The 22595-nt window shown below is 42.7% G+C and carries 22 protein-coding genes and 4 pseudogenes; 9 read left to right on the top strand and 17 right to left on the bottom strand.

All coding sequences use genetic code 11. The features are described 5' to 3' along the window. Positions 1-201 precede the first annotated feature (201 nt). The 6 genes from gatC (at position 202) to nusB (ending at position 4932) form a co-directional block, all read left to right on the top strand. Positions 202-504 (top strand): Asp-tRNA(Asn)/Glu-tRNA(Gln) amidotransferase subunit GatC, encoded by a 303-nt coding sequence (gene gatC, locus QMQ21_RS13080; RefSeq protein ID WP_023936348.1) that lies wholly within the window; start codon positions 202-204, stop codon positions 502-504. Continuing rightward, positions 504-1970 (top strand): Asp-tRNA(Asn)/Glu-tRNA(Gln) amidotransferase subunit GatA, encoded by a 1467-nt coding sequence (gene gatA / locus QMQ21_RS13075; RefSeq protein WP_023936346.1) that lies wholly within the window; start codon positions 504-506, stop codon positions 1968-1970. The genes gatC and gatA overlap by 1 nt, the downstream gene beginning before the upstream one ends. Then, positions 1970-3412: an Asp-tRNA(Asn)/Glu-tRNA(Gln) amidotransferase subunit GatB gene (gene gatB, locus QMQ21_RS13070; RefSeq protein WP_023936344.1), complete on the top strand. Its 1443-nt coding sequence runs from the start codon at positions 1970-1972 to the stop codon at positions 3410-3412. Before gatA ends, gatB begins: the two co-directional genes overlap by 1 nt. A gap of 130 nt (positions 3413-3542) precedes the next feature. Then, the gene (gene efp / locus QMQ21_RS13065; protein ID WP_000568643.1) at positions 3543-4103 is read left to right on the top strand and encodes an elongation factor P; all 561 of its coding nucleotides are present in this window, start codon (positions 3543-3545) and stop codon (positions 4101-4103) included. Between the two features lie 21 nt (positions 4104-4124). Next, the gene (locus QMQ21_RS13060; RefSeq protein ID WP_000510572.1) at positions 4125-4514 is read left to right on the top strand and encodes an Asp23/Gls24 family envelope stress response protein; all 390 of its coding nucleotides are present in this window, start codon (positions 4125-4127) and stop codon (positions 4512-4514) included. Further along, a complete protein-coding gene (gene nusB / locus QMQ21_RS13055; RefSeq protein WP_000203649.1) occupies positions 4507-4932 on the top strand; it encodes a transcription antitermination factor NusB in 426 nt (141 codons plus the stop codon). Before QMQ21_RS13060 ends, nusB begins: the two co-directional genes overlap by 8 nt. A 113-nt stretch (positions 4933-5045) precedes the next feature. Here nusB and QMQ21_RS13050 read toward each other — a convergent pair whose 3' ends face one another. The 14 genes from QMQ21_RS13050 to QMQ21_RS12985 form a co-directional block, all read right to left on the bottom strand. Then, positions 5046-5813, bottom strand: a complete 768-nt coding sequence (locus QMQ21_RS13050) for an acetyl-CoA carboxylase carboxyl transferase subunit alpha (protein WP_001017397.1) — start codon at positions 5811-5813, stop codon at positions 5046-5048. Next, positions 5810-6676 (bottom strand): acetyl-CoA carboxylase, carboxyltransferase subunit beta, encoded by an 867-nt coding sequence (gene accD / locus QMQ21_RS13045; protein ID WP_023933131.1) that lies wholly within the window; start codon positions 6674-6676, stop codon positions 5810-5812. The genes QMQ21_RS13050 and accD overlap by 4 nt, the downstream gene beginning before the upstream one ends. A 36-nt stretch (positions 6677-6712) precedes the next feature. After that, positions 6713-8080 (bottom strand): acetyl-CoA carboxylase biotin carboxylase subunit, encoded by a 1368-nt coding sequence (accC, locus tag QMQ21_RS13040; RefSeq protein ID WP_023933130.1) that lies wholly within the window; start codon positions 8078-8080, stop codon positions 6713-6715. 11 nt (positions 8081-8091) lie between these two features. Beyond that, a complete protein-coding gene (fabZ, locus tag QMQ21_RS13035; RefSeq protein ID WP_031233589.1) occupies positions 8092-8514 on the bottom strand; it encodes a 3-hydroxyacyl-ACP dehydratase FabZ in 423 nt (140 codons plus the stop codon). Beyond that, positions 8511-8996, bottom strand: coding sequence for an acetyl-CoA carboxylase biotin carboxyl carrier protein (gene accB, locus QMQ21_RS13030; RefSeq protein WP_023936338.1), 486 nt, complete (start codon positions 8994-8996; stop codon positions 8511-8513). Before accB ends, fabZ begins: the two co-directional genes overlap by 4 nt. A gap of 2 nt (positions 8997-8998) precedes the next feature. Further along, a complete protein-coding gene (gene fabF / locus QMQ21_RS13025; protein WP_000774063.1) occupies positions 8999-10234 on the bottom strand; it encodes a beta-ketoacyl-ACP synthase II in 1236 nt (411 codons plus the stop codon). 21 nt (positions 10235-10255) lie between these two features. Further along, positions 10256-10987 carry a 3-oxoacyl-[acyl-carrier-protein] reductase gene (gene fabG / locus QMQ21_RS13020; RefSeq protein WP_023933126.1) on the bottom strand — a complete coding sequence of 244 codons (732 nt, stop codon included), beginning with the start codon at positions 10985-10987 and terminating at the stop codon, positions 10256-10258. Between the two features lie 33 nt (positions 10988-11020). Beyond that, positions 11021-11941, bottom strand: coding sequence for an ACP S-malonyltransferase (gene fabD / locus QMQ21_RS13015; protein ID WP_023933124.1), 921 nt, complete (start codon positions 11939-11941; stop codon positions 11021-11023). Continuing rightward, positions 11934-12908, bottom strand: a complete 975-nt coding sequence (gene fabK, locus QMQ21_RS13010) for an enoyl-[acyl-carrier-protein] reductase FabK (RefSeq protein WP_023936336.1) — start codon at positions 12906-12908, stop codon at positions 11934-11936. Before fabK ends, fabD begins: the two co-directional genes overlap by 8 nt. A gap of 222 nt (positions 12909-13130) precedes the next feature. After that, on the bottom strand, positions 13131-13355 hold the full coding sequence (locus QMQ21_RS13005; RefSeq protein ID WP_000257838.1) for an acyl carrier protein: 225 nt from the start codon (positions 13353-13355) through the stop codon (positions 13131-13133). A gap of 58 nt (positions 13356-13413) precedes the next feature. Next, positions 13414-14388: a beta-ketoacyl-ACP synthase III gene (locus tag QMQ21_RS13000; RefSeq protein ID WP_000852944.1), complete on the bottom strand. Its 975-nt coding sequence runs from the start codon at positions 14386-14388 to the stop codon at positions 13414-13416. Then, entirely contained in the window at positions 14388-14822 is a 435-nt protein-coding gene (gene fabT / locus QMQ21_RS12995) for a fatty acid biosynthesis transcriptional regulator FabT (protein ID WP_000386348.1), read from the bottom strand. Before fabT ends, QMQ21_RS13000 begins: the two co-directional genes overlap by 1 nt. A 93-nt stretch (positions 14823-14915) precedes the next feature. Next, the gene (locus tag QMQ21_RS12990) at positions 14916-15701 is read right to left on the bottom strand and encodes an enoyl-CoA hydratase (RefSeq protein WP_000400065.1); all 786 of its coding nucleotides are present in this window, start codon (positions 15699-15701) and stop codon (positions 14916-14918) included. A gap of 59 nt (positions 15702-15760) precedes the next feature. Beyond that, a complete protein-coding gene (locus QMQ21_RS12985; RefSeq protein ID WP_001839798.1) occupies positions 15761-15883 on the bottom strand; it encodes a hypothetical protein in 123 nt (40 codons plus the stop codon). Between the two features lie 187 nt (positions 15884-16070). Between QMQ21_RS12985 and QMQ21_RS12980 the strand changes: the two are divergent. From QMQ21_RS12980 to serS, 3 genes and pseudogenes are all read left to right on the top strand, one after another. Then, positions 16071-17425 (top strand): annotated as a pseudogene (locus QMQ21_RS12980) (aspartate kinase). Positions 17426-17437: 12 nt separating this feature from the next. Then, entirely contained in the window at positions 17438-17809 is a 372-nt protein-coding gene (locus QMQ21_RS12975; RefSeq protein WP_000079356.1) for a DUF956 family protein, read from the top strand. Positions 17810-18022: 213 nt separating this feature from the next. Next, positions 18023-19296: pseudogene (gene serS / locus QMQ21_RS12970) on the top strand (serine--tRNA ligase). A 24-nt stretch (positions 19297-19320) separates the two neighbouring features. Here serS and QMQ21_RS12965 read toward each other — a convergent pair. From QMQ21_RS12965 to QMQ21_RS12955, 3 genes and pseudogenes are all read right to left on the bottom strand, one after another. Then, positions 19321-20221, bottom strand: a pseudogene (locus QMQ21_RS12965) (TDT family transporter). Positions 20222-20331: 110 nt separating this feature from the next. Further along, positions 20332-20881, bottom strand: a pseudogene (locus QMQ21_RS12960) (carboxymuconolactone decarboxylase family protein). 322 nt (positions 20882-21203) lie between these two features. Further along, positions 21204-22526 (bottom strand): alanine/glycine:cation symporter family protein, encoded by a 1323-nt coding sequence (locus QMQ21_RS12955; RefSeq protein ID WP_054388007.1) that lies wholly within the window; start codon positions 22524-22526, stop codon positions 21204-21206. Between the last annotated feature and the right edge of the window lie 69 nt (positions 22527-22595).

Below are 22595 nucleotides of genomic sequence, written 5' to 3'. Positions count from 1 at the left end.
CTTTGATTCTCTATTTTTCTTGTTTCAATAGCTAAGAATGATTTTTACATTGGATTTTACCATTCCTTTCAACACTTCATTATATCGGATTTTAGCATTTTTTTCAATTTCTATTTCTTTTCACTTCCCCCTCCCTTATTTATAGGAAAATATGGTAAAATAGAACAGACTAAAAATCATCATTTCACGAAAGGATGCAAGATGAAAATTACGCAAGAAGAGGTAACACACGTTGCCAATCTTTCAAAATTAAGATTCTCTGAAGAAGAAACTGCTGCCTTTGCGACCACCTTGTCTAAGATTGTTGACATGGTTGAATTGCTGGGCGAAGTTGACACAACTGGTGTCGCACCTACTACGACTATGGCTGACCGCAAGACTGTACTCCGCCCTGATGTGACCGAAGAAGGAACAGACCGTGATCGCTTGTTTAAAAACGTACCTGAAAAAGACAACTACTATATCAAGGTGCCAGCTATCCTAGACGATGGAGGAGATGCCTAATGACTTTTAACGATAAAACTATTGAAGAGTTGCACAATCTCCTTGTCTCTAAGGAAATTTCTGCAACAGAATTGACCCAAGCAACACTTGAAAATATCAAGTCTCGTGAGGAAGCCCTCAATTCATTTGTCACCATCGCTGAGGAGCAAGCTCTTGTTCAAGCTAAAGCCATTGATGAAGCTGGAATTGATGCTGACAATGTCCTTTCAGGAATTCCACTTGCTGTTAAGGATAACATCTCTACAGACGGTATTCTCACAACTGCTGCCTCAAAAATGCTCTACAACTATGAGCCAATCTTTGATGCGACAGCTGTTGCCAATGCAAAAACCAAGGGCATGATTGTCGTTGGAAAGACCAACATGGACGAATTTGCTATGGGTGGTTCAGGTGAAACTTCACACTACGGAGCAACTAAAAACGCTTGGGACCACAGCAAGGTTCCTGGTGGGTCATCAAGTGGTTCTGCCGCAGCTGTAGCCTCAGGACAAGTTCGCTTGTCACTTGGTTCTGATACTGGTGGTTCCATCCGCCAACCTGCTGCCTTCAACGGAATCGTTGGTCTCAAACCAACCTACGGAACAGTTTCACGTTTCGGTCTCATTGCCTTTGGTAGCTCATTAGACCAGATTGGTCCTTTCGCACCGACAGTTAAGGAGAATGCCCTCTTGCTCAACGCGATTGCCAGCGAAGATTCCAAAGACTCTACTTCTGCCCCTGTCCGCATTGCCGACTTTACTTCAAAAATTGGTCAAGACATCAAGGGCATGAAAATTGCTTTACCTAAGGAATACCTAGGTGAAGGAATTGACCCAGAGGTTAAGGAAACTATTCTGAATGCTGCTAAGCACTTTGAAAAATTGGGCGCTACCGTCGAAGAAGTCAGCCTTCCTCACTCTAAATACGGTGTTGCCGTTTACTACATCATCGCTTCATCAGAAGCTTCATCAAACTTGCAACGCTTTGACGGTATCCGTTACGGCTACCGCGCAGAAGATGCAATCAACCTTGATGAAATCTATGTAAACAGCCGTAGCCAAGGTTTTGGTGAAGAAGTGAAACGCCGTATCATGCTAGGTACTTTCAGCCTTTCATCAGGTTACTACGATGCCTACTATAAGAAGGCTGGACAGGTCCGTACCCTTATCATCCAAGATTTCGAAAAAGTCTTCGCAAATTACGACTTGATTTTGGGCCCAACTGCTCCAAGTGTTGCCTATGACTTGGATTCTCTCAACCATGACCCAGTTGCTATGTACTTAGCTGACCTTTTGACAATACCAGTCAACTTGGCAGGTCTTCCAGGGATTTCGATTCCTGCTGGATTCTCTCAAGGTCTACCTGTTGGTCTGCAATTGATTGGTCCTAAGTACTCTGAGGAAACTATTTACCAAGCTGCTGCTGCTTTTGAAGCAACAACAGACTACCACAAACAACAACCCGTGATTTTTGGAGGTGACAACTAATGAACTTTGAAACAGTCATCGGACTTGAAGTCCACGTAGAGCTCAACACCAATTCAAAAATCTTCTCACCTACTTCTGCCCACTTTGGAAATGACCAAAACGCCAACACTAACGTGATTGACTGGTCTTTCCCAGGAGTTCTGCCGGTTCTCAACAAAGGTGTTGTCGATGCCGGTATCAAGGCTGCTCTTGCCCTCAACATGGACATCCATAAAAAGATGCACTTTGACCGCAAAAACTACTTCTACCCTGATAATCCAAAGGCCTACCAAATTTCTCAGTTTGATGAGCCAATCGGTTATAACGGTTGGATTGAAGTGGAGCTTGAAGACGGTACGACTAAGAAAATCGGTATCGAACGTGCCCACCTAGAGGAAGACGCTGGTAAAAACACCCACGGTACAGATGGCTACTCTTACGTTGACCTCAACCGCCAAGGGGTACCCTTGATTGAGATTGTATCTGAAGCCGACATGCGTTCCCCAGAGGAAGCCTACGCTTATCTAACAGCCCTCAAGGAAGTTATCCAGTACGCTGGCATTTCTGACGTTAAGATGGAAGAGGGTTCTATGCGTGTGGATGCCAACATCTCCCTTCGCCCTTATGGTCAAGAAAAATTCGGTACCAAAACTGAGTTGAAAAACCTCAACTCCTTCTCAAACGTTCGCAAAGGTCTTGAATACGAAGTTCAACGTCAAGCCGAAATCCTTCGTTCAGGTGGTCAAATCCGCCAGGAAACACGCCGTTACGATGAAGCCAACAAGGCAACCATCCTCATGCGTGTCAAGGAAGGTGCTGCAGACTACCGCTACTTCCCAGAACCAGACCTACCCCTCTTTGAAATTTCAGACGAGTGGATCGAAGAAATGCGTACAGAGTTACCAGAGTTTCCAAAAGAACGTCGTGCGCGTTATGTATCTGACCTTGGTTTATCAGACTACGATGCTAGTCAGTTGACTGCTAATAAAGTCACTTCTGACTTCTTTGAAAAAGCTGTTGCCCTAGGTGGTGATGCCAAACAAGTCTCTAACTGGCTCCAAGGGGAAGTCGCTCAGTTCTTGAATGCTGAAGGTAAAACACTGGAACAAATCGAATTGACACCAGAAAACTTGGTTGAAATGATTGCCATCATCGAAGACGGTACTATTTCATCTAAGATTGCCAAGAAAGTCTTTGTCCATCTAGCTAAAAATGGCGGTGGCGCGCGTGAATACGTGGAAAAAGCAGGTATGGTTCAAATTTCAGATCCAGCTATCTTGATCCCAATCATCCACCAAGTCTTTGCCGATAACGAAGCTGCTGTTGCCGACTTCAAGTCAGGCAAACGTAACTCCGACAAGGCCTTTACAGGATTCCTTATGAAGGCAACCAAAGGCCAAGCCAACCCACAAGTTGCCCTTAAACTACTTGCACAGGAATTGGCGAAGTTGAAAGAAGATTAATATGTAAAAGAAACCAGCCTTGAGGTTGGTTTTTTCTCCCCTACCATCTCCCAATAACTATTTTGGCTTTATTTCCAGAAGATTTTATGGTAAAATGAAGAGTAATAATATTTATTAAAGAGGTAAAAACATGATTGAAGCAAGCAAATTGAAAGCTGGTATGACATTTGAAACTGCAGACGGAAAATTGATCCGCGTTTTGGAAGCTAGCCACCACAAACCAGGTAAAGGGAACACAATCATGCGTATGAAATTGCGTGATGTCCGTACTGGTTCTACATTTGATACAAGCTACCGTCCAGAAGAAAAATTCGAACAAGCTATTATCGAAACTGTTCCAGCTCAATACTTGTACAAAATGGATGAAACTGCCTACTTCATGAACACTGAAACTTACGACCAATACGAAATACCAGTCGTAAATGTTGAAAATGAGTTGCTTTACATCCTTGAAAACTCTGATGTGAAAATCCAATTCTACGGAACTGAAGTAATCGGTGTAACTGTACCAACTACTGTTGAATTGACAGTTGCTGAAACACAACCATCTATCAAAGGTGCTACTGTTACAGGTTCTGGTAAACCAGCAACCATGGAAACTGGACTTGTTGTCAACGTTCCAGACTTCATCGAAGCTGGACAAAAATTGATCATCAACACTGCAGAAGGAACTTACGTTTCTCGTGCCTAATCTCTAGAAAGAGGTCATTCTATGGGAATTGAAGAACAATTTGGCGAAATCGTTATCGCTCCACGTGTACTTGAAAAAATCATTGCCATCGCAACTGCTAAAGTTGATGGTGTCCACTCATTTTCAAATAAATCCGTATCTGACACCCTATCAAAACTCTCTCTTGGTCGCGGCGTCTACTTAAAAGAAAACAATGAAGAGCTAACTGCTGACATCTATCTCTATCTTGAGTACGGTGTGAAAGTACCAAAAGTAGCTATTGCTATTCAAAAAGCAGTCAAAGATGCTGTCCATGATATGGCTGATGTGGAACTTTCTGCTGTCAATATCCATGTTACAGGAATTGTTCCAGACAAAACACCTAAACCAGAGTTGAAAGATCTATTTAACGAGGACTTCCTCAATGACTAGTCCATTATTAGAATCTAGACGCGAACTTCGTAAAGGCGCTTTTCAAGCTCTTATGAGCCTTGAATTCGACACAGATATGGAAACAGCTTGTCGCTTTGCCTACACACATGACCGTGAAGATGCAGATGTGCAAATCCCAGCCTTTCTTCTAAATTTGGTTTCTGGTGTTCAAGCACAAAAAGACGAGTTGGATACACAAATCAACCAGCACCTCAAGTCAGGCTGGACAGTTGAACGTTTGACTTTGGTCGAAAAAAACTTACTACGCTTGGGTATCTTTGAAATCACATCATTTGATACACCTCAGCTGGTAGCAGTCAATGAAGCTATTGAACTCGCTAAGAATTTTTCAGATCAAAAATCAGCCCGCTTTATCAACGGACTGCTCAGCCAGTTTGTAACAGAAAAAAATGAATAATCGAAAAGGTGTTTGGTCTTCCAAGCACCTTTTACTTCGTCCTTGATACAGAGTAAGAACCACATAAAAACTAGAACTAACTGCCAGTTCTAGTTTTTGCGTATTCTGAGGTATTAGTATTTTCTAAATCGTTGATAGCGTTCTTCCAGCAACTCTTCTAGCGGTTTTTGTGAAAGTCTAGCCAGCTCAGCTTGAAGTTCTTTCTTGACACTCTTAATCAGTTCTTTACTAGAAAGTCCTGCTTCAGAAATCACCTTGTCCACCACGTCCATTTCTAACAGTTCATGGGAAGTGATTTTCATCAGTTCTGCTGCTTCCATGGCACGAGTTCCGTCCTTCCATAAAATGGAAGCAAAGCCTTCTGGACTGAGAATAGCATAGATAGAATTTTCCAGCATCCAAACACGGTCCGCAACGGCTAGAGCCAGAGCCCCACCTGAACCACCTTCACCGATAATGATGGCAATAATAGGAACTTTCAGGTCACTCATTTCCATGAGATTGCGAGCAATAGCTTCTCCCTGTCCACGTTCTTCCGCTCCGACACCAGGATAAGCACCTGCTGTATTGATAAAGGTCACAACTGGACGGCCAAATTTCTCAGCCTGTTTCATCAACCGCAGTGCCTTTCGGTAGCCTTCTGGATGTGGTTGGCCAAAATTCCGTTTGAGGTTGTCTTGCAAACTCTTGCCTTTTTGAATACCAACCACTGTTACAGCTTGGTCTCCAAGCCAACCAATACCACCAACAACTGCACCATCATCACGAAAAGAACGGTCACCATGTAATTGGATAAATTCATCAAAAATGCCTGTCGCAAAGTCCAAGGTTGTCAAGCGACTCTGCTCACGCGCTTCTCTGACTATTTTTGCAATATTCATCTAGGACTCCCTCCATGCAATCTGACTAGGCTAGCAATCATATCTGGTAAGTCTCTTCTTTTGACAATAGCATCCACAAAGCCATGTTCTAATAGGAATTCTGCCTTTTGGAAATCCTCAGGCAAGCTTTCACGAACCGTATTTTCAATGACACGACGCCCAGCAAAACCAACCAAGCTCTGTGGTTCAGCCAGAATGATATCGCCTTCCATAGCGAAAGAAGCTGTCACACCACCAGTCGTTGGATCTGTCAAAATGGTCAGGTAAAAGAGACCAGCATTTGAATGGCGTTTAACCGCCGCAGAGATCTTAGCCATCTGCATGAGACTCATGATTCCTTCCTGCATACGGGCTCCACCAGAGGCTGTGAATAGGACAACTGGCAATTTTTCGACAGTCGCATACTCAAACAAACGAGTGATTTTTTCACCTACAACCGTACCCATAGAAGCCATGATAAAGTTAGAATCCATAATCCCAAGAGCCACAGTCTGACCTTTTATAAGAGCTGTTCCTGTCACAACGGCTTCATCCAGACCTGTTTTTTCACGCATAGTTGCTAGTTTCTTTTGATAACCAGGGAAATGCAAGGGATCCTTGCTTTCAATCCCTGTAAACAATTCCTTGAAGGTTCCCATATCAATCATCAAAGCCAAGCGTTCTTGGGCAGAAATACGAAAGGTATAGCTACAGTGCGGACAGATACGCTCACTTCCCAGATCCTTCTGATAAATGGTATGCTTACAGCCTGGACACTGGGAAAATAATTCATCTGGAACCTCTGGCTTAGCTTGAGGTTTTTCCCTAACCGAACGATTGGGATTGATTCGAATATACTTATCTTTTTTACTAAATAGAGCCATTGATTCCCCTTTTCGGTTTAAACTCTTAAAGTCATTTTATTCTTTTTCTTGATATTTAGGTAAGAAGGTTTCCATCAAGAAGGAAGTATCATAATCCCCAGCAATGACATTGCGATCTGAAATGAGGTCAAGCTGGAAATCTGCATTGGTCTGCACTCCTTCAATCTCTAATTCATAGAGGGCACGTTGCATTTTCATCAAGGCGTCAAAACGATTTTCGCCGTGTACGATGATTTTGGCAATCATACTATCATAATAAGGCGGAATAGTATAGCCTGGATAAACTGCTGAATCCACGCGCAAGCCAACTCCACCACTTGGCAGATAGAGATTGGTAATCTTACCTGGACTTGGAGCAAAGTTAAAGGCTGGGTTTTCTGCATTGATACGACACTCGATGGCATGACCGCGTAGGACAATATCTTCTTGCTTAACAGACAGGGGCTGACCTGCCGCAATGCGAATCTGTTCCTTAACGATATCCACACCTGAAACAAATTCTGTTACTGGATGTTCCACCTGAACACGAGTATTCATTTCCATGAAGTAGAAGTTGCTACTTGCTTCATCAAGAAGAAACTCAATAGTCCCTGCATTCTCATAGCCAACAAACTCTGCCGCTCGAACAGCAGCAGCACCTATTTCATGACGCAGCGTTTTTCCGATTGCAATCGAGGGACTTTCTTCCAAAACCTTTTGGTTATTCCTTTGAAGAGAACAATCCCGTTCACCCAAGTGAATCACATGTCCATGCTCATCACCTAGGATTTGAACCTCAATGTGCCGAGCTGGATAGATAACCCGTTCTATGTACATGGCACCATTGCCATAATTGGCCTTGGCCTCACTAGAGGCAGTTTCAAAGGCAGAAACGAGGTCATCTGGTTTTTCAACCTTACGAATCCCTTTACCACCTCCACCTGCTGAAGCCTTGAGCATAACAGGATAGCCAATTTTTTCAGCAACAATCAAAGCTTCTTCAGAGTTATGCACTTCTCCATCCGAACCTGGAATGACTGGAACACCAGCTTTGATCATCTGAGCACGCGCATTGATCTTATCCCCCATCATATCCATAACATGGCCAGATGGACCGATAAACTTGATTCCCACCTCTTCACACATGGTTGCAAATTTGGAATTTTCACTGAGAAATCCAAAACCTGGGTGAATAGCTTCTGCCTCAGTCAAGACTGCAGCTGATAGAACCGCATTAATATTGAGATAAGACTCTGTAGCCTTGCCAGGGCCGATACAAACCGCTTCATCTGCTAAAAGCGTATGGAGGGCTTCCTTATCAGCAGTTGAATAAACCGCTACCGTCGCAATCCCCAATTCACGTGCCGCACGGATAATACGAACCGCAATTTCACCACGATTGGCAATTAAAATTTTTCGAAACATGGAGAACCTCCTTAGTTCCCAATTGCAAAAGTAAGGGTACCACTGGCTGCAAGCTTGCCATCCACTTCAGCCTTTGCTTCAACCACAGCTATGGTGCCACGACGTTTTACAAAAGTCGCTGTCATAACCAATTGGTCGCCTGGTACAACTTGCTTCTTGAACTTAACCTTGTCCATACCAGCGTAAAAGACCAGTTTTCCTTTATTTTCAGGTTTTGATAACTCCAACACACCAGCAGTTTGCGCCAAGGCTTCCATAATCAGAACACCTGGCATAACTGGGTATTGAGGAAAATGACCGTTAAAGAAATGCTCGTTGATGGTCACATTTTTGATAGCAACAATGGTATCCTCGCTCACTTCCAAGACACGGTCCACTAGAAGCATAGGATAACGGTGGGGAAGGGCTTCTTTGATTCCTTGAATATCGATCATTTGATACATACCAATCCTTTACCAAACTCAACCATTTCTTCGTTAGAGACGAGAATTTCCGTTACCACACCATCCTTAGGAGCTGGGATTTCATTCATGACTTTCATGGCTTCGATAATGACCAATGTTTGACCTTTTTTGACACTATCACCAACTGTAACGAAGGCAGGTTTATCTGGTCCAGCAGCCAAGTAAACCACTCCAACAAGTGGACTCTCTACAAGATTTCCCTCAGTAGCCACACTTGCTTCAGCTGGAGCTGGAACTTCTTCTGCTACAGTCTCTGCTGGAGCAGATGTAGGAGCTACTGGACTCGGTGTTGCTAGAACGGGTGCTGGAGCGACTTGAGTTGCAACTTCAGGCACAGATCTCGCTTCATTCTTGCTAAACTGCAACTCATCCGTCCCATTTTTATAAGAAAATTCTCTCAAACTTGACTGGTCAAATTGAGTCATCAAGTCTTTAATATCGTTTAAATTCATACTTATCTATTCTCCCAACGTTTGAAAGCAAGAACTGCATTGTGGCCTCCAAAACCAAAAGTATTTGAAATAGCGTATGGAATTTCTTTCTCCAAGCCTTGTCCATAAACGACATTAGCTTCGATATAATCTGATACTTCACTTGTCCCAGCTGTCATTGGTACAAAGTTATGACGCATAGCTTCGATGGTGACGATAGCTTCTACTGCACCCGCAGCCCCCAGCAAATGTCCTGTAAAAGACTTGGTTGATGATACAGGTACTTCCTTACCAAGAACAGCTACGATAGCACCACTTTCTCCTTTTTCATTGGCAGGAGTTGACGTTCCGTGAGCATTGACATAGGCTACTTGCTCTGGAGAAATCTCAGCTTCTTCCAAGGCTAGTTTGATGGCCTTGATAGCTCCCTGACCTTCTGGATGTGGAGAAGTCATGTGGTAGGCATCACAAGTATTTCCGTAACCAACCACTTCAGCCAGGATAGTAGCTCCACGTTTTTCAGCGTGTTCAAGACTTTCTAGAACCAACATCCCTGAACCTTCACCCATAACAAACCCATTGCGATCCTTATCAAATGGGATCGAAGCACGAGTTGGATCCTCTGTAGTAGAGAGAGCTGTTAAGGCTTGGAAACCAGCGATGGCAAAAGGTGTGATAGAAGCTTCTGTTCCTCCCACCAACATCACATCTTGGAAACCAAACTTAATGGAGCGGAAGGCATCCCCAATCGCATCATTTGATGAAGAGCAGGCAGTATTGATAGATTTACAAACACCGTTTGCACCAAAACGCATGGCTACATTCCCAGAAGCCATATTTGGTAAAGCTTTTGGAAGAGTCATTGGTTTGACACGTTTGGGTCCTTTTTCATGAAGGCGAAGTACCTGATCTTCAATTTCCTTGATTCCACCAATACCAGATGCAACGATAACACCAAAACGATCCCTATTAAGAGCCTCTACATCAAGATTGGCATGATTTACAGCCTCTTGGGCTGCATACAAGGCATATAAAGAATAGTTATCAAAACGGTTGGTATCTTTTTTTACAAAGTATTTATCGAACGGAAAATCTTGGATTTCTGCCGCATTATGCACATCAAAGTCACTATGATCAAATTTTGTAATGCCACCAATGCCGATTTTCCCAGTTGCTAAACTATTCCAAAATTCTTCTGGTGTATTTCCGATTGGAGATGTTACTCCATAACCTGTTACCACTACTCGATTTAGTTTCATTCTTTTCACCTCTAGCTTTCGCTACATACTTAAGCCACCATCAATGGCAACCACTTGACCAGTTAGATAATCTTGGCCTGCTAAAAATACTGTCAAATCTGCAACCTGCTCTGCCTGCCCAAATTCTTTCATCGGAATCTGAGCTAGTGTAGCTTCCTTAATCTTATCTGATAAGATAGCGGTCATATCAGACTCAATCATTCCTGGAGCAATCACATTGACTCGTATATTCCGACTAGCGACCTCGCGTGCCACAGACTTGGTAAAGCCAATCAAGCCAGCCTTAGAAGCAGCATAGTTAGCTTGACCAATATTCCCCATCAAACCAACAACACTAGACATATTAATGATAGCACCTTCTCTGGCTTTCATCATCGGTTTCAAGACTGATTGTGTCATATTAAAGGCACCAGTCAGATTGACCTTGAGCACTTTTTCAAAATCTGCTTCTGTCATCTTGAGCATAAGAGTATCTTGGGTGATCCCTGCATTGTTGACCAAAACATCTACTGAACCCAGTTCTGCAATAGCTTGATTAATCATACGCTTAGCGTCTGCAAAATCTGATACATCTCCTGAAATGGGAACCACCTTGATACCATAGTTTGAAAACTCAGCGAGCAATTCTTCTGAGATTGCCCCACGACTGTTTAAGACAATGTTGGCTCCTGCTTGAGCAAATTTGTGGGCGATGGCAAGACCAATTCCACGACTCGAACCTGTAATAAAGATATTTTTATGTTCTAGTTTCATTTTTTTCCTTTCAAAACTTCTACTTATTTTAGTCTATTTTTCTAAAAGTGCTACTAAACTCGCTTGATCTTCCACATGAGCTAAGTGAGCAGTTTGATCAATTTTTTTAACAAAACCTGACAAGACTTTCCCCGGTCCAATCTCGATAAAGTTGCTTATGCCTGCTTCTTGCATGACCCCAATACTTTCATAGAAACGAACGGGTTCCTTGACCTGACGCGTCAAGAGCTGAGCAATGTCCTCTTTTTGCATCACAGCAGCTTCTGTATTGCCGACTAGGGGACAAGTAAAATCTGAAAAACTTACCTGAGCTAGAGTTTCAGCTAGTTTCTGGCTAGCAGGTTCAAGGAGAGCGGTGTGAAAGGGACCTGACACCTTGAGAGGAATCAAGCGTTTGGCACCTGCTTCTTGCAAAAGTTCAACCGCTCGATCAACTGCAACCACTTCTCCAGCAATGACGATTTGTGCAGGTGTGTTATAGTTGGCTGGAGTAACCACTCCAAGTTCAGAAGCTTTTTGACAGGCTTCTTCAATGACCTCTACTGGCGTATTGAGAACTGCTACCATCTTACCAGAGTCAGCAGGAGCCGCTTCTTCCATATAGGCTCCACGCTTAGCTACCAAGGCAACCGCATCTTCAAAATCCAAGGCGCCGCTTGCCACCAAGGCAGAGTATTCTCCAAGAGATAAACCAGCAACCATATCAGGCTGATAGCCCTTTTCTTGCAATAAACGGTAGATAGCAACCGAAGTCGCTAGAATGGCTGGTTGCGTATAGCGGGTCTGATTGAGTTTGTCTTCTTCCCTATCGATGAGATAACGCAAATCATAACCGAGCACCTGACTCGCTCGATCAATCGTTTCTTTGACAATAGGGTAGTGATCATAGAGATCCCGTCCCACCCCTAGATACTGGGCACCTTGACCAGCAAATAAAAAGGCTGTTTTAGTCATTTCTTACAACTCCTGCCCAGCGAGAGGCTTCTTCTTGAATTTTCTTAGCTGCTCCGTAATACAAATCTTTTAGGATTTCTTCAGCTGTTTCTTCTTTAGAAACAAGCCCTGCGATTTGACCTGCCATGACAGAGCCACCATCCACATCACCGTGAACAACTGCTTTGGCTAGGGCGCCTGCTCCCATTTGTTCAAAGATTTCTAAATCAGGATCTTCCTGCTTAAAGGCATCTTTTTCAGCCAGTTCAAAATCTCTAGTCAACTGATTTTTAATAGCACGAACAGCATGACCAAAGTGCTGAGCTGAAATCGTAGTATCAATATCCCTTGCTTTTAAAATTTTCTCCTTGTAGTTTGGATGGGCATTCGACTCTTTTGCAACTACAAACCGTGTCCCCACCTGTACAGCCTCTGCACCTAGCATAAAGCCAGCCGCAGCACCTTCACCATCCGCAATTCCTCCTGCAGCAATAACAGGAATAGATACAGCTGTGGCTACCTGTCGCACCAAGGTCATGGTTGTTAATTTACCGATATGCCCCCCAGCTTCCATTCCTTCTGCAATAACAGCGTCTGCACCGATTTTTTCCATGCGTTTAGCTAAAGCAACACTAGGAACGACAGGAATAACGATTATCCCAGCTTCATGGAAACGTTCCATGTATTTACCAGGATTTCCTGCACCTGTTGTCACTACCTTAACACCTTCCTCGATAACGAGATCTACAATATCTTCCACAAAGGGAGACAAGAGCATGATGTTGACACCAAAGGGTTTATCCGTCAATGATTTGATCTTATCAATATTTGCCTTGACAACTTCTTTCGGGGCATTTCCCCCACCGATAATCCCTAGTCCTCCAGCTTTAGAAACAGCCCCTGCCAAATCACCATCAGCAACCCAAGCCATTCCTCCTTGAAAGATAGGATAATCAATGTTCAATAATTCTGTAATACGCGTTTTCATAGTGCCTCCATCGTTTCTTGCTTACGTAATAGTTCGATACTGTCATAATTTGACAATCAAACTATTGCCTAAACAAGAGGGAGCGGGTTTCCCTACTCCTTCTATCTATATTCTGCTTATACTCTTCGAAAATCAAATTCAAACCACGTCAGCGTCACCTTGCCGTACTCAAGTACAGCCTGCGGCTAGCTTCCTAGTTTGCTCTTTGATTTTCATTGAGTATTATTTTGTTTGCTCTTCAACGTAGGCAACCAAGTCACCAACTGTTTTCAAGTCATCTTCTGCTTCGATTTGGATATCAAAAGCATCTTCGATTTCTGAGATTACTTGGAACAAGTCCAATGAATCAGCGTCCAAATCATCAAAAGTTGATTCAAGTGTTACTTCTGATGCATCTTTTCCAAGTTCTTCAACGATAATTTCTTGTACTTTTTCAAATACTGCCATGATAGGACTCCTTTAAAATAAATAGTTTTTTATAACAATGTGTTCACCACATGATTACCTAAATTGTAAGAATGAGCGTGCCCCAGGTCAAGCCTCCACCGAAGCCTGATAGAAGAACAGTCTGGCTACCATCTAAAGGGATGAGACCTTGTTCTACACACTCTGAAAGTAAAATCGGGATACTGGCTGCACTGGTATTGCCATATTCCATCATATTGGCTGGAAGTTTGTCTCGGTCAACACCAATTTTTCTAGCCATCTTATCCAAAATACGGATATTAGCCTGATGCAATAGCAGATAATCCAAGTCTGTCGCCTCTATAGGAGATTCTTCAATAGTCTGCTTGATAGACTTGGCTACATCTCGAATGGCAAAATCAAAGACTGCGCGTCCATCCATCTTCAAAAATGAATCTGCACTTTCTTGATCTGAAAATGGAGAATGCAAACCTGAATGCCCATAAGTTAAACACTCACTGCGACTTCCATCGCTATTGAGACTCTCAGCTAAGAAATTCTCTTGCTCGCTAGCTTCTAACAAGACACCACCAGCACCATCTCCAAACAACACAGCTGTTGATCGATCCGACCAATCGACTGCCTTAGAGAGGGTTTCACTACCAATCACCAAGCCTTTTTGAAAGCGACCAGAAGCGATAAACTTTTCAGCAGTTGAAAGAGCAAATACAAATCCACTGCAAGCCGCGGTTAAGTCAAAAGCAAAGGCTTTATTAGCACCAATATTAGCTTGAACACGAGCAGCTGTAGAGGGCATCATCGAATCTGGAGTAATGGTAGCTAGGATGATAAAATCCAGTTCCTCTCCTATTATTCCAGCTTTTGCCATCAGTTTCTTAGCAACTTCCGTAGCCAAATCACTGGTAGATTCTGTTCTTGAAATATGCCTTTGTCGTATTCCCGTTCGACTTGAAATCCACTCATCATTGGTATCCATAATCTGAGCCAAGTCGTGATTTGTAACCACTTGCTCTGGCACATAATGAGCAACCTGGCTTATTTTTGCAAAAGCCATTATTTCAAATCCTCCAAAAATTGGTAAAGATTAGTCAAACCTTTGCTCATAACATCAATTTCTTCCTCGCTCATGCCATCAATAATTTTTTCTACCATGGCCTTGTGGAAGCGTTTATGCAGTCTATGGATCAAGCGCCCCTTCTTTGTCAAATGCAGATGCACCACACGACGATCCTGTTCTGACCGAACTCGCTCAATGTAGCCCTTACGCTCTAAATTGTTCAAACTTGTCGTAACAGTTCCAAGAGTTACCATCAACTCTTTTGACACTTGACTTGGAGTCACATCTGGAGCCTTACCGATGACATCAATCGTATGCATTTCTTTGATGGAGATATCCTTAAAACGACTACCTCTCAAGTTCACTTCCTCAATTACAAGGACATTGTTAAATATAGATGTTAAATATTCATTGATTCGTTGGTAGTCCATTTTTCATATCCCTCCTTCTTCAAAAAACTTTTACAATCAAAACATTTGACAGAAAGAATTATATCAAAATTCAAAGAATGATGCAAGTATTTTTTATTTTCCTGTAAATTTAGGTCTTCTTCTCTCCGAATGAGCTCGCACTCCTTCTTTGAAATCCTCTGTTTGAGCTAAGGATTTCTGTAGGTTCAGTTCTAAAGTAGCGTAACCCTGCCAGTCTTTAAACTGGCTCTCCCAAACCAACTTCTTAATGGCAGCATAGGAATTACTTGAAGCACGTCTTAATTTTTTAAGAAGCTGTTCTCTCGTCTTTTCAAGTTTTTCAGCTTCAGAAACGCGGTAAACCAACCCCCATTCTAGGGCTTTTTCTGCCGTTAAAGCCTCTCCTGTCATAGCTAATTGAGCAGCACGCGTCACACCGATACTGCGGCTCAAGAGATGAATTCCCCCTGCATCTGGAGCCAAACCAACACCAACAAAGGCTTGGATAAACTTAGCCTTATCCGTCGCCAAACAGAAATCTGCCGCAACAGCCATATTCGCTGCGGCACCTGCAACAGCACCGTCAACTTCCATTAAAACAGGTTTGGCTATTTGCTTGATTTTATAAGAAATCGTATTGACCAACTCTGCGATTTTTGTCAATGATGGAATATCATCCTCATCCACTGCCCGCTTCATCTCTACCAAATCTCCCCCAACTGAGAAGACCTTTCCATTGGCATTGATTAAGATAAAATGCACAGCTGGATTTTCTTCTGCCAGAGTCAAGGCTTCTAAGATCTCCTCACACATGGGAATATGGAAACCATTAGCGACATCAGGACGGTTTAAAGTAATAATTGCCAAATCCTCTTCAAGCTGATAAATAATATGTTCCATCTGGACTCCTTTTTATTTTATAAGCAGTTTATACTCTTCGAAAATCTCTTCAAACTACGTCAACTTCCATCTGCAACCTCAAAACAGTATTTTGAGCTGACTTCGTCAGTTCTATCCACAACCTCAAAGCAGTGCTTTGAGCTGACTACGGCTAGCTTCCTAGTTTGCTCTTTGATTTTCATTGAGTATTGAATTATTTTATTTTCAAAGTATATCTTTTTTGGGAACAGAAAGCAAGAAAAAATTGACTGAAAGTGTCTCAGCCGATTGGAAAGGCTCGCTTTATCCTATAAAGCATCTTATTTTCTTCATTGAAAAAAGCCTTTCTTTCTGCTATAATCGTATAAAATACTTACTTTAGGAGTTCTTATGAAAGTTGTTAAATTTGGAGGTAGTTCTCTTGCCTCTGCTAGTCAATTAGAAAAAGTTTTAAACATCGTCAAAAGCGATTCAGAGCGTCGTTTTGTAGTCGTTTCTGCGCCTGGTAAACGCAATGCTGAAGATACTAAGGTTACGGATGCCCTGATTAAATACTACCGCGACTATGTTGCGGGTAACGATATTAGCAAGAGCCAAAGCTGGATTATCGACCGCTATGCTGCTATGGTTAGTGAATTGGGACTAAAACCAGCTGTGCTAGAAAAAATTTCTAAAAGCATTCACGCCTTGGCCACTCTTCCTATTGAAGAAAATGAATTTCTCTACGATACTTTCCTAGCAGTAAGTGAAAATAACAATGCCAAATTGATTGCTGCCTACTTTAACCAAAATGGTATCGATGCACGCTATATGCACCCTAGAGAAGCTGGGATTGTGGTCACAAGTGAACCTGGTCACGCTCGCATCATTCCATCAAGTTATGACAAGATTGAAGAATTGACAAACACCAATGAAGTCCTTGTCATTCCTGGTTTCTTTGGTGTCACTAAGGAAAATCAAATCTGTACCTTCTCACGTGGAGGATCAGACATTACAGGTTCTATCATTGCTGCTTAGGTGTAAAAGCCGACCTCTATGAAAACTTTACGGACGTTGATGGTATCTTTGCAGCCCACCCTGGAATCATTCACCAACCACACTCGATTCCTAAGTTAACCTACCGTGAAATGCGCGAGTTGGCCTATGCAGGCTTCTCAGTCCTTCATGACGAGGCTCTTCTTCCTGCCTACCGTGGAAAAATTCCTCTGGTTATCAAGAATACCAACAACCCTGACCATCCGGGTACTCGTATCGTTCTAAAACACAGTAGTGATGAATTTCCAGTTGTGGGAATTGCTGGTGACTCAGGCTTTGTCAGCATTAACATGTCGAAATACCTCATGAACCGTGAGGTTGGATTTGGCCGCAAGGTTCTGCAAATCCTGGAAGAACTTAACATCGGTTGGGAACATATGCCAACAGGTATCGACAATCTTTCTATCATTCTCCGTTCTCGCGAACTAACTCCCATCAAGGAAGAAGAAATCCTGCGTCAGTTGGTTCAAAAGGCTAAAGTAGATCATGCAGAAATCGAACACGACCTTTCTATCATTATGATTGTTGGTGAAAAAATGAAGAGCCATATCGGAGTGACTGCTACTGCGACACGCGCTCTATCTGAAAACAAAATCAACATCCAGATGATGTCTCAAGGTTCTAGTGAAGTTTCTATTATGTTTGTTGTCAATAAAGACCAAGAGAAAGCAGCAATTAAAGCCCTCTACAATGCTTTTTGGAGAAAGTAAGGAAGACTAAGCATGGCTCAATCACTTAACAAAACAGTACTCCTCAGTACGACAGGCACTTCCTACCTCTCTATCGCTGGGAAAGTTGGGAAATTCCTTGTCGGAGATCAGGCTTTGGAATTTTACCCCGATGTCAATGTTGAACAATTTATCCAGATTCCTTGGAGCCATATCAACCAAATTGGAGCCAATGTCACTGGGCGGAAAATCAGTCGCCACTTCGAAGTCTTTACAGACAAAGGAAAATTCCTCTTTGCTTCAAAAGACTCAGGTGCCATTCTCAAAATTGCTCGTGAAAAACTGGGTAATGACAAGGTCATCAAACTTCCGACCCTGATTCAGACAATTGGTCAAAAATTTAAAAATCTATTTGCAAAAAAGTAGAAACTTTAGTATAATCATAGCAACGGATAAGTAGGTTATCTTCTTCTTTCAGAAAGTCTGCGGATGCTGCGAGCAGATAGGAGGGATAGGTGAAATTCTACCGTTAATAACAATTACATACACAATCAAGTGCACACCTGTGAAGTTGGATGGAACCGTGGCCCTGCCACTCCAACGCTTTGTCAGGTGTGCTTTTTTCATAAAGGAGTTCTTATGTTAGATATCAAACGTATTCGTACAGACTTTGATGCTGTCGCAGAAAAATTGGCTACACGTGGTGTAGATGCTGCTGTCTTGAATGAGATGAAAGAAATCGATGCTAAGCGTCGTGACATCTTGGTCAAGGTTGAAACTCTCAAGGCAGAACGTAACACAGTTTCTGCTGAGATTGCCCAAGCCAAACGTAACAAGGAAAATGCAGATGACAAGATTGCTGCCATGCAAACTCTATCTGCTGAGGTCAAAGCCTTGGATGCTGAATTGGCAGCAATCGATGCTAAATTGACAGAATTTACCACTACTCTTCCAAATATCCCAGCTGACAGCGTTCCTGTTGGGGCGGACGAAGACGACAATGTGGAAGTTCGCCGTTGGGGGACTCCACGCGAGTTTGACTTTGAGCCAAAAGCTCACTGGGATCTTGGTGAAGAGCTTGGTATCCTTGATTGGGAACGCGGTGGTAAGGTAACAGGCGCTCGCTTCCTCTTCTATAAAGGCCTCGGTGCTCGTTTGGAACGTGCTATCTACAACTTTATGTTGGATGAACATGGAAAAGAAGGCTATACTGAAGTCATCACACCTTATATGGTTAACCATGACTCTATGTTTGGTACTGGTCAATATCCAAAATTCAAGGAAGATACTTTTGAACTCAGCGACAGCAATTATGTCCTTATTCCTACAGCTGAAGTTCCTCTGACAAACTACTACCGTGATGAAATCTTGGACGGCAAAGATCTTCCAATCTACTTCACTGCTATGAGTCCATCATTCCGTTCTGAGGCTGGTTCAGCTGGCCGTGATACTCGTGGCTTGATTCGTTTGCATCAATTCCACAAGGTTGAAATGGTCAAATTTGCCAAACCAGAAGAATCTTACGAAGAATTGGAAAAAATGACGGCCAACGCTGAAAACATTCTTCAAAAACTCAACCTTCCATACCGTGTCGTTGCTCTCTCTCTGGAGATATGGGCTTCTCAGCTGCGAAGACTTACGACTTGGAAGTGTGGATTCCAGCCCAAAATACTTACCGTGAAATCTCAAGCTGTTCAAACACAGAAGATTTCCAAGCCCGTCGTGCCCAAATCCGTTACCGTGATGAAGCAGATGGCAAGGTGAAATTGCTCCATACCTTAAACGGTTCTGGACTTGCAGTTGGACGTACAGTGGCTGCTATTCTTGAAAACTACCAAAATGCAGATGGTTCTGTGACCATTCCAGAAGCTCTTCGTCCATACATGGGTGGAGCTGAAGTTATCAGACCATAAAAAATAAGGTTTAGCTATTTCTAGCTAGACCTTTTTTCGTAACCAAATCAGATAAGCGCCTAATACAAAGAGCAAAATGATTAGGCAAATAACAGTTTCAGCCAGTACCAAATAATCCAAAAATGGAAGTTTCAAGATTCCCTGAGCCATCTTAAGCGAAGTAGCTGTGATAATAGTCGGGAAGGTGAGGGCTGAGAAGGCTGGTTGAAAACCTTGTTTTAAAATATTGGGTAGGCGAGTCAAAACAAAGAAAAAGAAGGATTGGGAAGCCAAAAGCATGAAAATCAAGACCCAAGTCGGTAGGCTAGCTCCTCCAACTCGAACCAGAGAAGCCAAAAGCAAAGAAAAGGGAGCACAGTAGATACCTTCTTGCCCAAGCAAGGCTAGTGGGAGTGGTTGCTTCTTTAAATCACTATAAATAAGGGGATAGAGATAGAAGGTAAGAAGAAAACCAAAACTCAAGGTCACATAGGCAATTTCAATGATACCCACCAGAGGATAAGTCAAGGCTGCTACCGCTATCCCTACATAAAGCACCGTCCAGCTAGGAGTAGCATGAACCCTCCGACCGGACAAGCAAACTTGATAGTGAAACCAGCAATCAAGGCCAAATCCAAGAGAAATGAACACCACCAGAGCCCTTGCGCTACCAAAGGAAGATGAGGGAAGACGCGAAAGACATAGGTCGATAAAATCATCCCAGCCATGGGAAAGGTGGCCATTCCTGATAAAAGAGGGGGCTTGGTCAACTCTTGCTTGGTTTCTTTCCAATTAAAAAGATGCAGAAGCAGAAAGTAAATCCACAAAATCAAACCTGTCAGACTAAAAAGATGTGACAGAACCTAAGCAACGTATCTAAAATAAGATTTCCAGATCCTGCTAAACCTAGCAAACAACCAGAAAATACCAAGGGGAGTTTTTTCATCCTAACCTCCAATAATCATGTTAGTTTCAGTATAGCATAAAAGCGCTTAAATGAGGGGATAAAAAACGAAGTCCGTTGATTTCAGACTTCATTTTTTACTCAGATATGAATTAAGCATAAGATTGCAATTCTGGGTTAATTGGGGTATTGGCTAGGTTGTTGGCATAGTTACAGAGGCTTGCTAGGCTGACACCAAGAACCACATCCAAGGCATTTTGTTGGGTGTAGCCAGCTTCTAAAAACTCAGACAAGGCTTCATCTCCTACACGACCCTTGGTATTGATAACTGCCAAAGTAAACTTAGCTAGGGTATCCAATTTAGGATCTGTTTCAATTGGAGTACGATTGCGAAGAGCTTGAATCAAGTCATCATTCATCTGGATTTGTTTGATGGAAAAGGCTGTGTGACCTGCGACACAGAAGGCACAACCATTGGTCACGGCTGCCGTGATTTGCACCACTTCACGCTCAACGGGTGTCAGGCTGTTGCGACGGTTGATAGATGCGACAGTTCGGTAGGCTTCTAAAGCAGTCGGTGCATTGGCCAAGAGACCGATTAGGTTGGGAATATAGCCATTGTTGTCTTTTTCTACTGTTTCAAGAACTTCTTTCACTTCTCTTAGGTGCTGATTCTACTGTATGGATTGTAAATGTTGTCATAAGATACCTCTTTTCTTGTTATTGACACTAATATTATTGGAAAATCTTATAAAATCCTGATTCCTAAGTTTATTTAAGACAAAGGTTTATTCTCTCATAAGATTTTCGTTGTATATTATACTCTTCGAAAATCAAATTCAAACCGCGTCAGCGTCGCCTTACCGTACTCAAGTACAGCTTGCGGCTAGCTTCCTAGTTTGCTCTTTGATTTTCATTGAGTATTAGTTTATCACACTTCCAATCATTTGCATAATATATATTATATATCAGCTTGATAAAAATCATTTATAGGCAAAAAAATCACACGCCATGTGTGATTTCATTATTTGTCAAAATACTTTTTAGTTTCAGCAATAACGACTGGCGACAAGACTAAGAGGGCAATCAAGTTTGGCAGAACCATCAAGGCGTTGACGATATCTGCGATAATCCAGACCATATCCAACTCGATAAATCCTCCCAACAAGACCATGAGCACAAAGACCACACGGTAGAGCCAGATAAAACGAACACCAAAGAGGAACTCGAAACAGCGTTCTCCGTAATAGTTCCAACCTAGAATCGTTGTGAAGGCAAAAAGTACAAGGAAGATGGTCAAGAGGGCAGGCCCAAAGTGTGAAAAGACTGTTGAGAAGGCTGACTGAGTCAAGGCAACCCCATTTAAGTCACCACTCCAAACACCAGTCACCAAGATGGTCAAACCAGTCAGAGTACAGATAATGAGAGTATCAATAAAGGTTCCTGTCATAGAAATCAAACCTTGCTCTACTGGTTCATTTGTCTTAGCCGCAGCCGCTGCAATGGGAGCAGAACCTAGACCAGATTCATTTGAGAACACACCACGCGCCACACCATTTTGAATAGCCATCCGAACGCTAGCACCAGCAAATCCACCTACCGCAGCAAGGGGACTAAAAGCCGATGTCAAGATTAAAGCGATTGTAGAAGGAATTTTCCCGATATTAAAGAAAATAACTGTAAGAGTTCCTAAGATATAAATGATAGCCATAAAAGGAACAACAGTAGTTGAAACCTTTGAAATGGACTTGAGTCCGCCAAAGACTGCAATCGCTACAAAAACAGACAAAACGAGAGCTGTGATGGCTGGTGAAATCATCGTTGTATTTTGGATAGATTCTGTAATCGAGTTGACTTGGGTGAAGGTTCCGATTCCCAAGAGAGCAACCAATACTCCTGCTACTGCAAACAAAACAGCAAGTGGTCGCCACTTTTCTCCCATCCCTAGAAGGATATAGTGCATGGGACCTCCCGCTACTGCACCATGGTCGTCCTTGGTGCGGTATTTGATGGCCAAGAGTCCTTCCGCATACTTGGTAGCCATTCCAAAGAAAGCCGCCATCCACATCCAAAATAGAGCTCCTGGTCCACCAACCTTGATAGCCGTCGCAACTCCTATGATATTTCCTGTTCCAACAGTTGATGCCAAGGCTGTACACAGAGCTGCAAAACTGGATACATCCCCATGTCCCTTATCCTGGATAAAAATAAGCTGAAAGGCCTTGGGCAGACGCAAAACTTGCAAGAGTCCTAGCCGAATAGTTAGGTAAAGCCCTGTTCCGACCAATAAAATCAAGAGGGGCGGTCCCCAAGCAAAAGCATCGATTGATTTAAGCAATTCTAACATTTCCTTCTCCTATCGTTTCAACCCCAAAAGAAAGAGCACATGCAAGATACATGTACTCTGGAATGCTTA

Source organism: Streptococcus bouchesdurhonensis, assembly GCF_948472335.1.
Note: the sequence above shows the minus strand (reverse complement) of the source record. Positions and strands in the feature narration are given on the sequence as shown.

Excerpts from the sequence above, each read along its gene's own strand:
- accC (WP_023933130.1), bottom strand. The coding sequence starts at position 8,080 with ATGTTTCGAAAAATTTTAATTGCCAATCGTGGTGAAATTGCGGTTCGT.
- QMQ21_RS12990 (WP_000400065.1), bottom strand. The coding sequence starts at position 15,701 with ATGGAACATATTATTTATCAGCTTGAAGAGGATTTGGCAATTATTACT.
- nusB (WP_000203649.1), top strand. The coding sequence starts at position 4,507 with ATGACTAGTCCATTATTAGAATCTAGACGCGAACTTCGTAAAGGCGCT.
- QMQ21_RS12955 (WP_054388007.1), bottom strand. The coding sequence starts at position 22,526 with ATGTTAGAATTGCTTAAATCAATCGATGCTTTTGCTTGGGGACCGCCC.
- fabZ (WP_031233589.1), bottom strand. The coding sequence starts at position 8,514 with ATGATCGATATTCAAGGAATCAAAGAAGCCCTTCCCCACCGTTATCCT.
- QMQ21_RS13060 (WP_000510572.1), top strand. The coding sequence starts at position 4,125 with ATGGGAATTGAAGAACAATTTGGCGAAATCGTTATCGCTCCACGTGTA.
- QMQ21_RS13000 (WP_000852944.1), bottom strand. The coding sequence starts at position 14,388 with ATGGCTTTTGCAAAAATAAGCCAGGTTGCTCATTATGTGCCAGAGCAA.
- QMQ21_RS13005 (WP_000257838.1), bottom strand. The coding sequence starts at position 13,355 with ATGGCAGTATTTGAAAAAGTACAAGAAATTATCGTTGAAGAACTTGGA.
- fabT (WP_000386348.1), bottom strand. The coding sequence starts at position 14,822 with ATGGACTACCAACGAATCAATGAATATTTAACATCTATATTTAACAAT.
- gatC (WP_023936348.1), top strand. The coding sequence starts at position 202 with ATGAAAATTACGCAAGAAGAGGTAACACACGTTGCCAATCTTTCAAAA.
- fabF (WP_000774063.1), bottom strand. The coding sequence starts at position 10,234 with ATGAAACTAAATCGAGTAGTGGTAACAGGTTATGGAGTAACATCTCCA.
- accD (WP_023933131.1), bottom strand. The coding sequence starts at position 6,676 with ATGGCTCTATTTAGTAAAAAAGATAAGTATATTCGAATCAATCCCAAT.
- QMQ21_RS13050 (WP_001017397.1), bottom strand. The coding sequence starts at position 5,813 with ATGAATATTGCAAAAATAGTCAGAGAAGCGCGTGAGCAGAGTCGCTTG.
- gatB (WP_023936344.1), top strand. The coding sequence starts at position 1,970 with ATGAACTTTGAAACAGTCATCGGACTTGAAGTCCACGTAGAGCTCAAC.
- accB (WP_023936338.1), bottom strand. The coding sequence starts at position 8,996 with ATGAATTTAAACGATATTAAAGACTTGATGACTCAATTTGACCAGTCA.
- fabG (WP_023933126.1), bottom strand. The coding sequence starts at position 10,987 with ATGAAACTAGAACATAAAAATATCTTTATTACAGGTTCGAGTCGTGGA.
- QMQ21_RS12975 (WP_000079356.1), top strand. The coding sequence starts at position 17,438 with ATGGCTCAATCACTTAACAAAACAGTACTCCTCAGTACGACAGGCACT.
- fabK (WP_023936336.1), bottom strand. The coding sequence starts at position 12,908 with ATGAAAACGCGTATTACAGAATTATTGAACATTGATTATCCTATCTTT.
- fabD (WP_023933124.1), bottom strand. The coding sequence starts at position 11,941 with ATGACTAAAACAGCCTTTTTATTTGCTGGTCAAGGTGCCCAGTATCTA.
- QMQ21_RS12985 (WP_001839798.1), bottom strand. The coding sequence starts at position 15,883 with ATGAAAATCAAAGAGCAAACTAGGAAGCTAGCCGTAGTCAGCTCAAAG.
- efp (WP_000568643.1), top strand. The coding sequence starts at position 3,543 with ATGATTGAAGCAAGCAAATTGAAAGCTGGTATGACATTTGAAACTGCA.
- gatA (WP_023936346.1), top strand. The coding sequence starts at position 504 with ATGACTTTTAACGATAAAACTATTGAAGAGTTGCACAATCTCCTTGTC.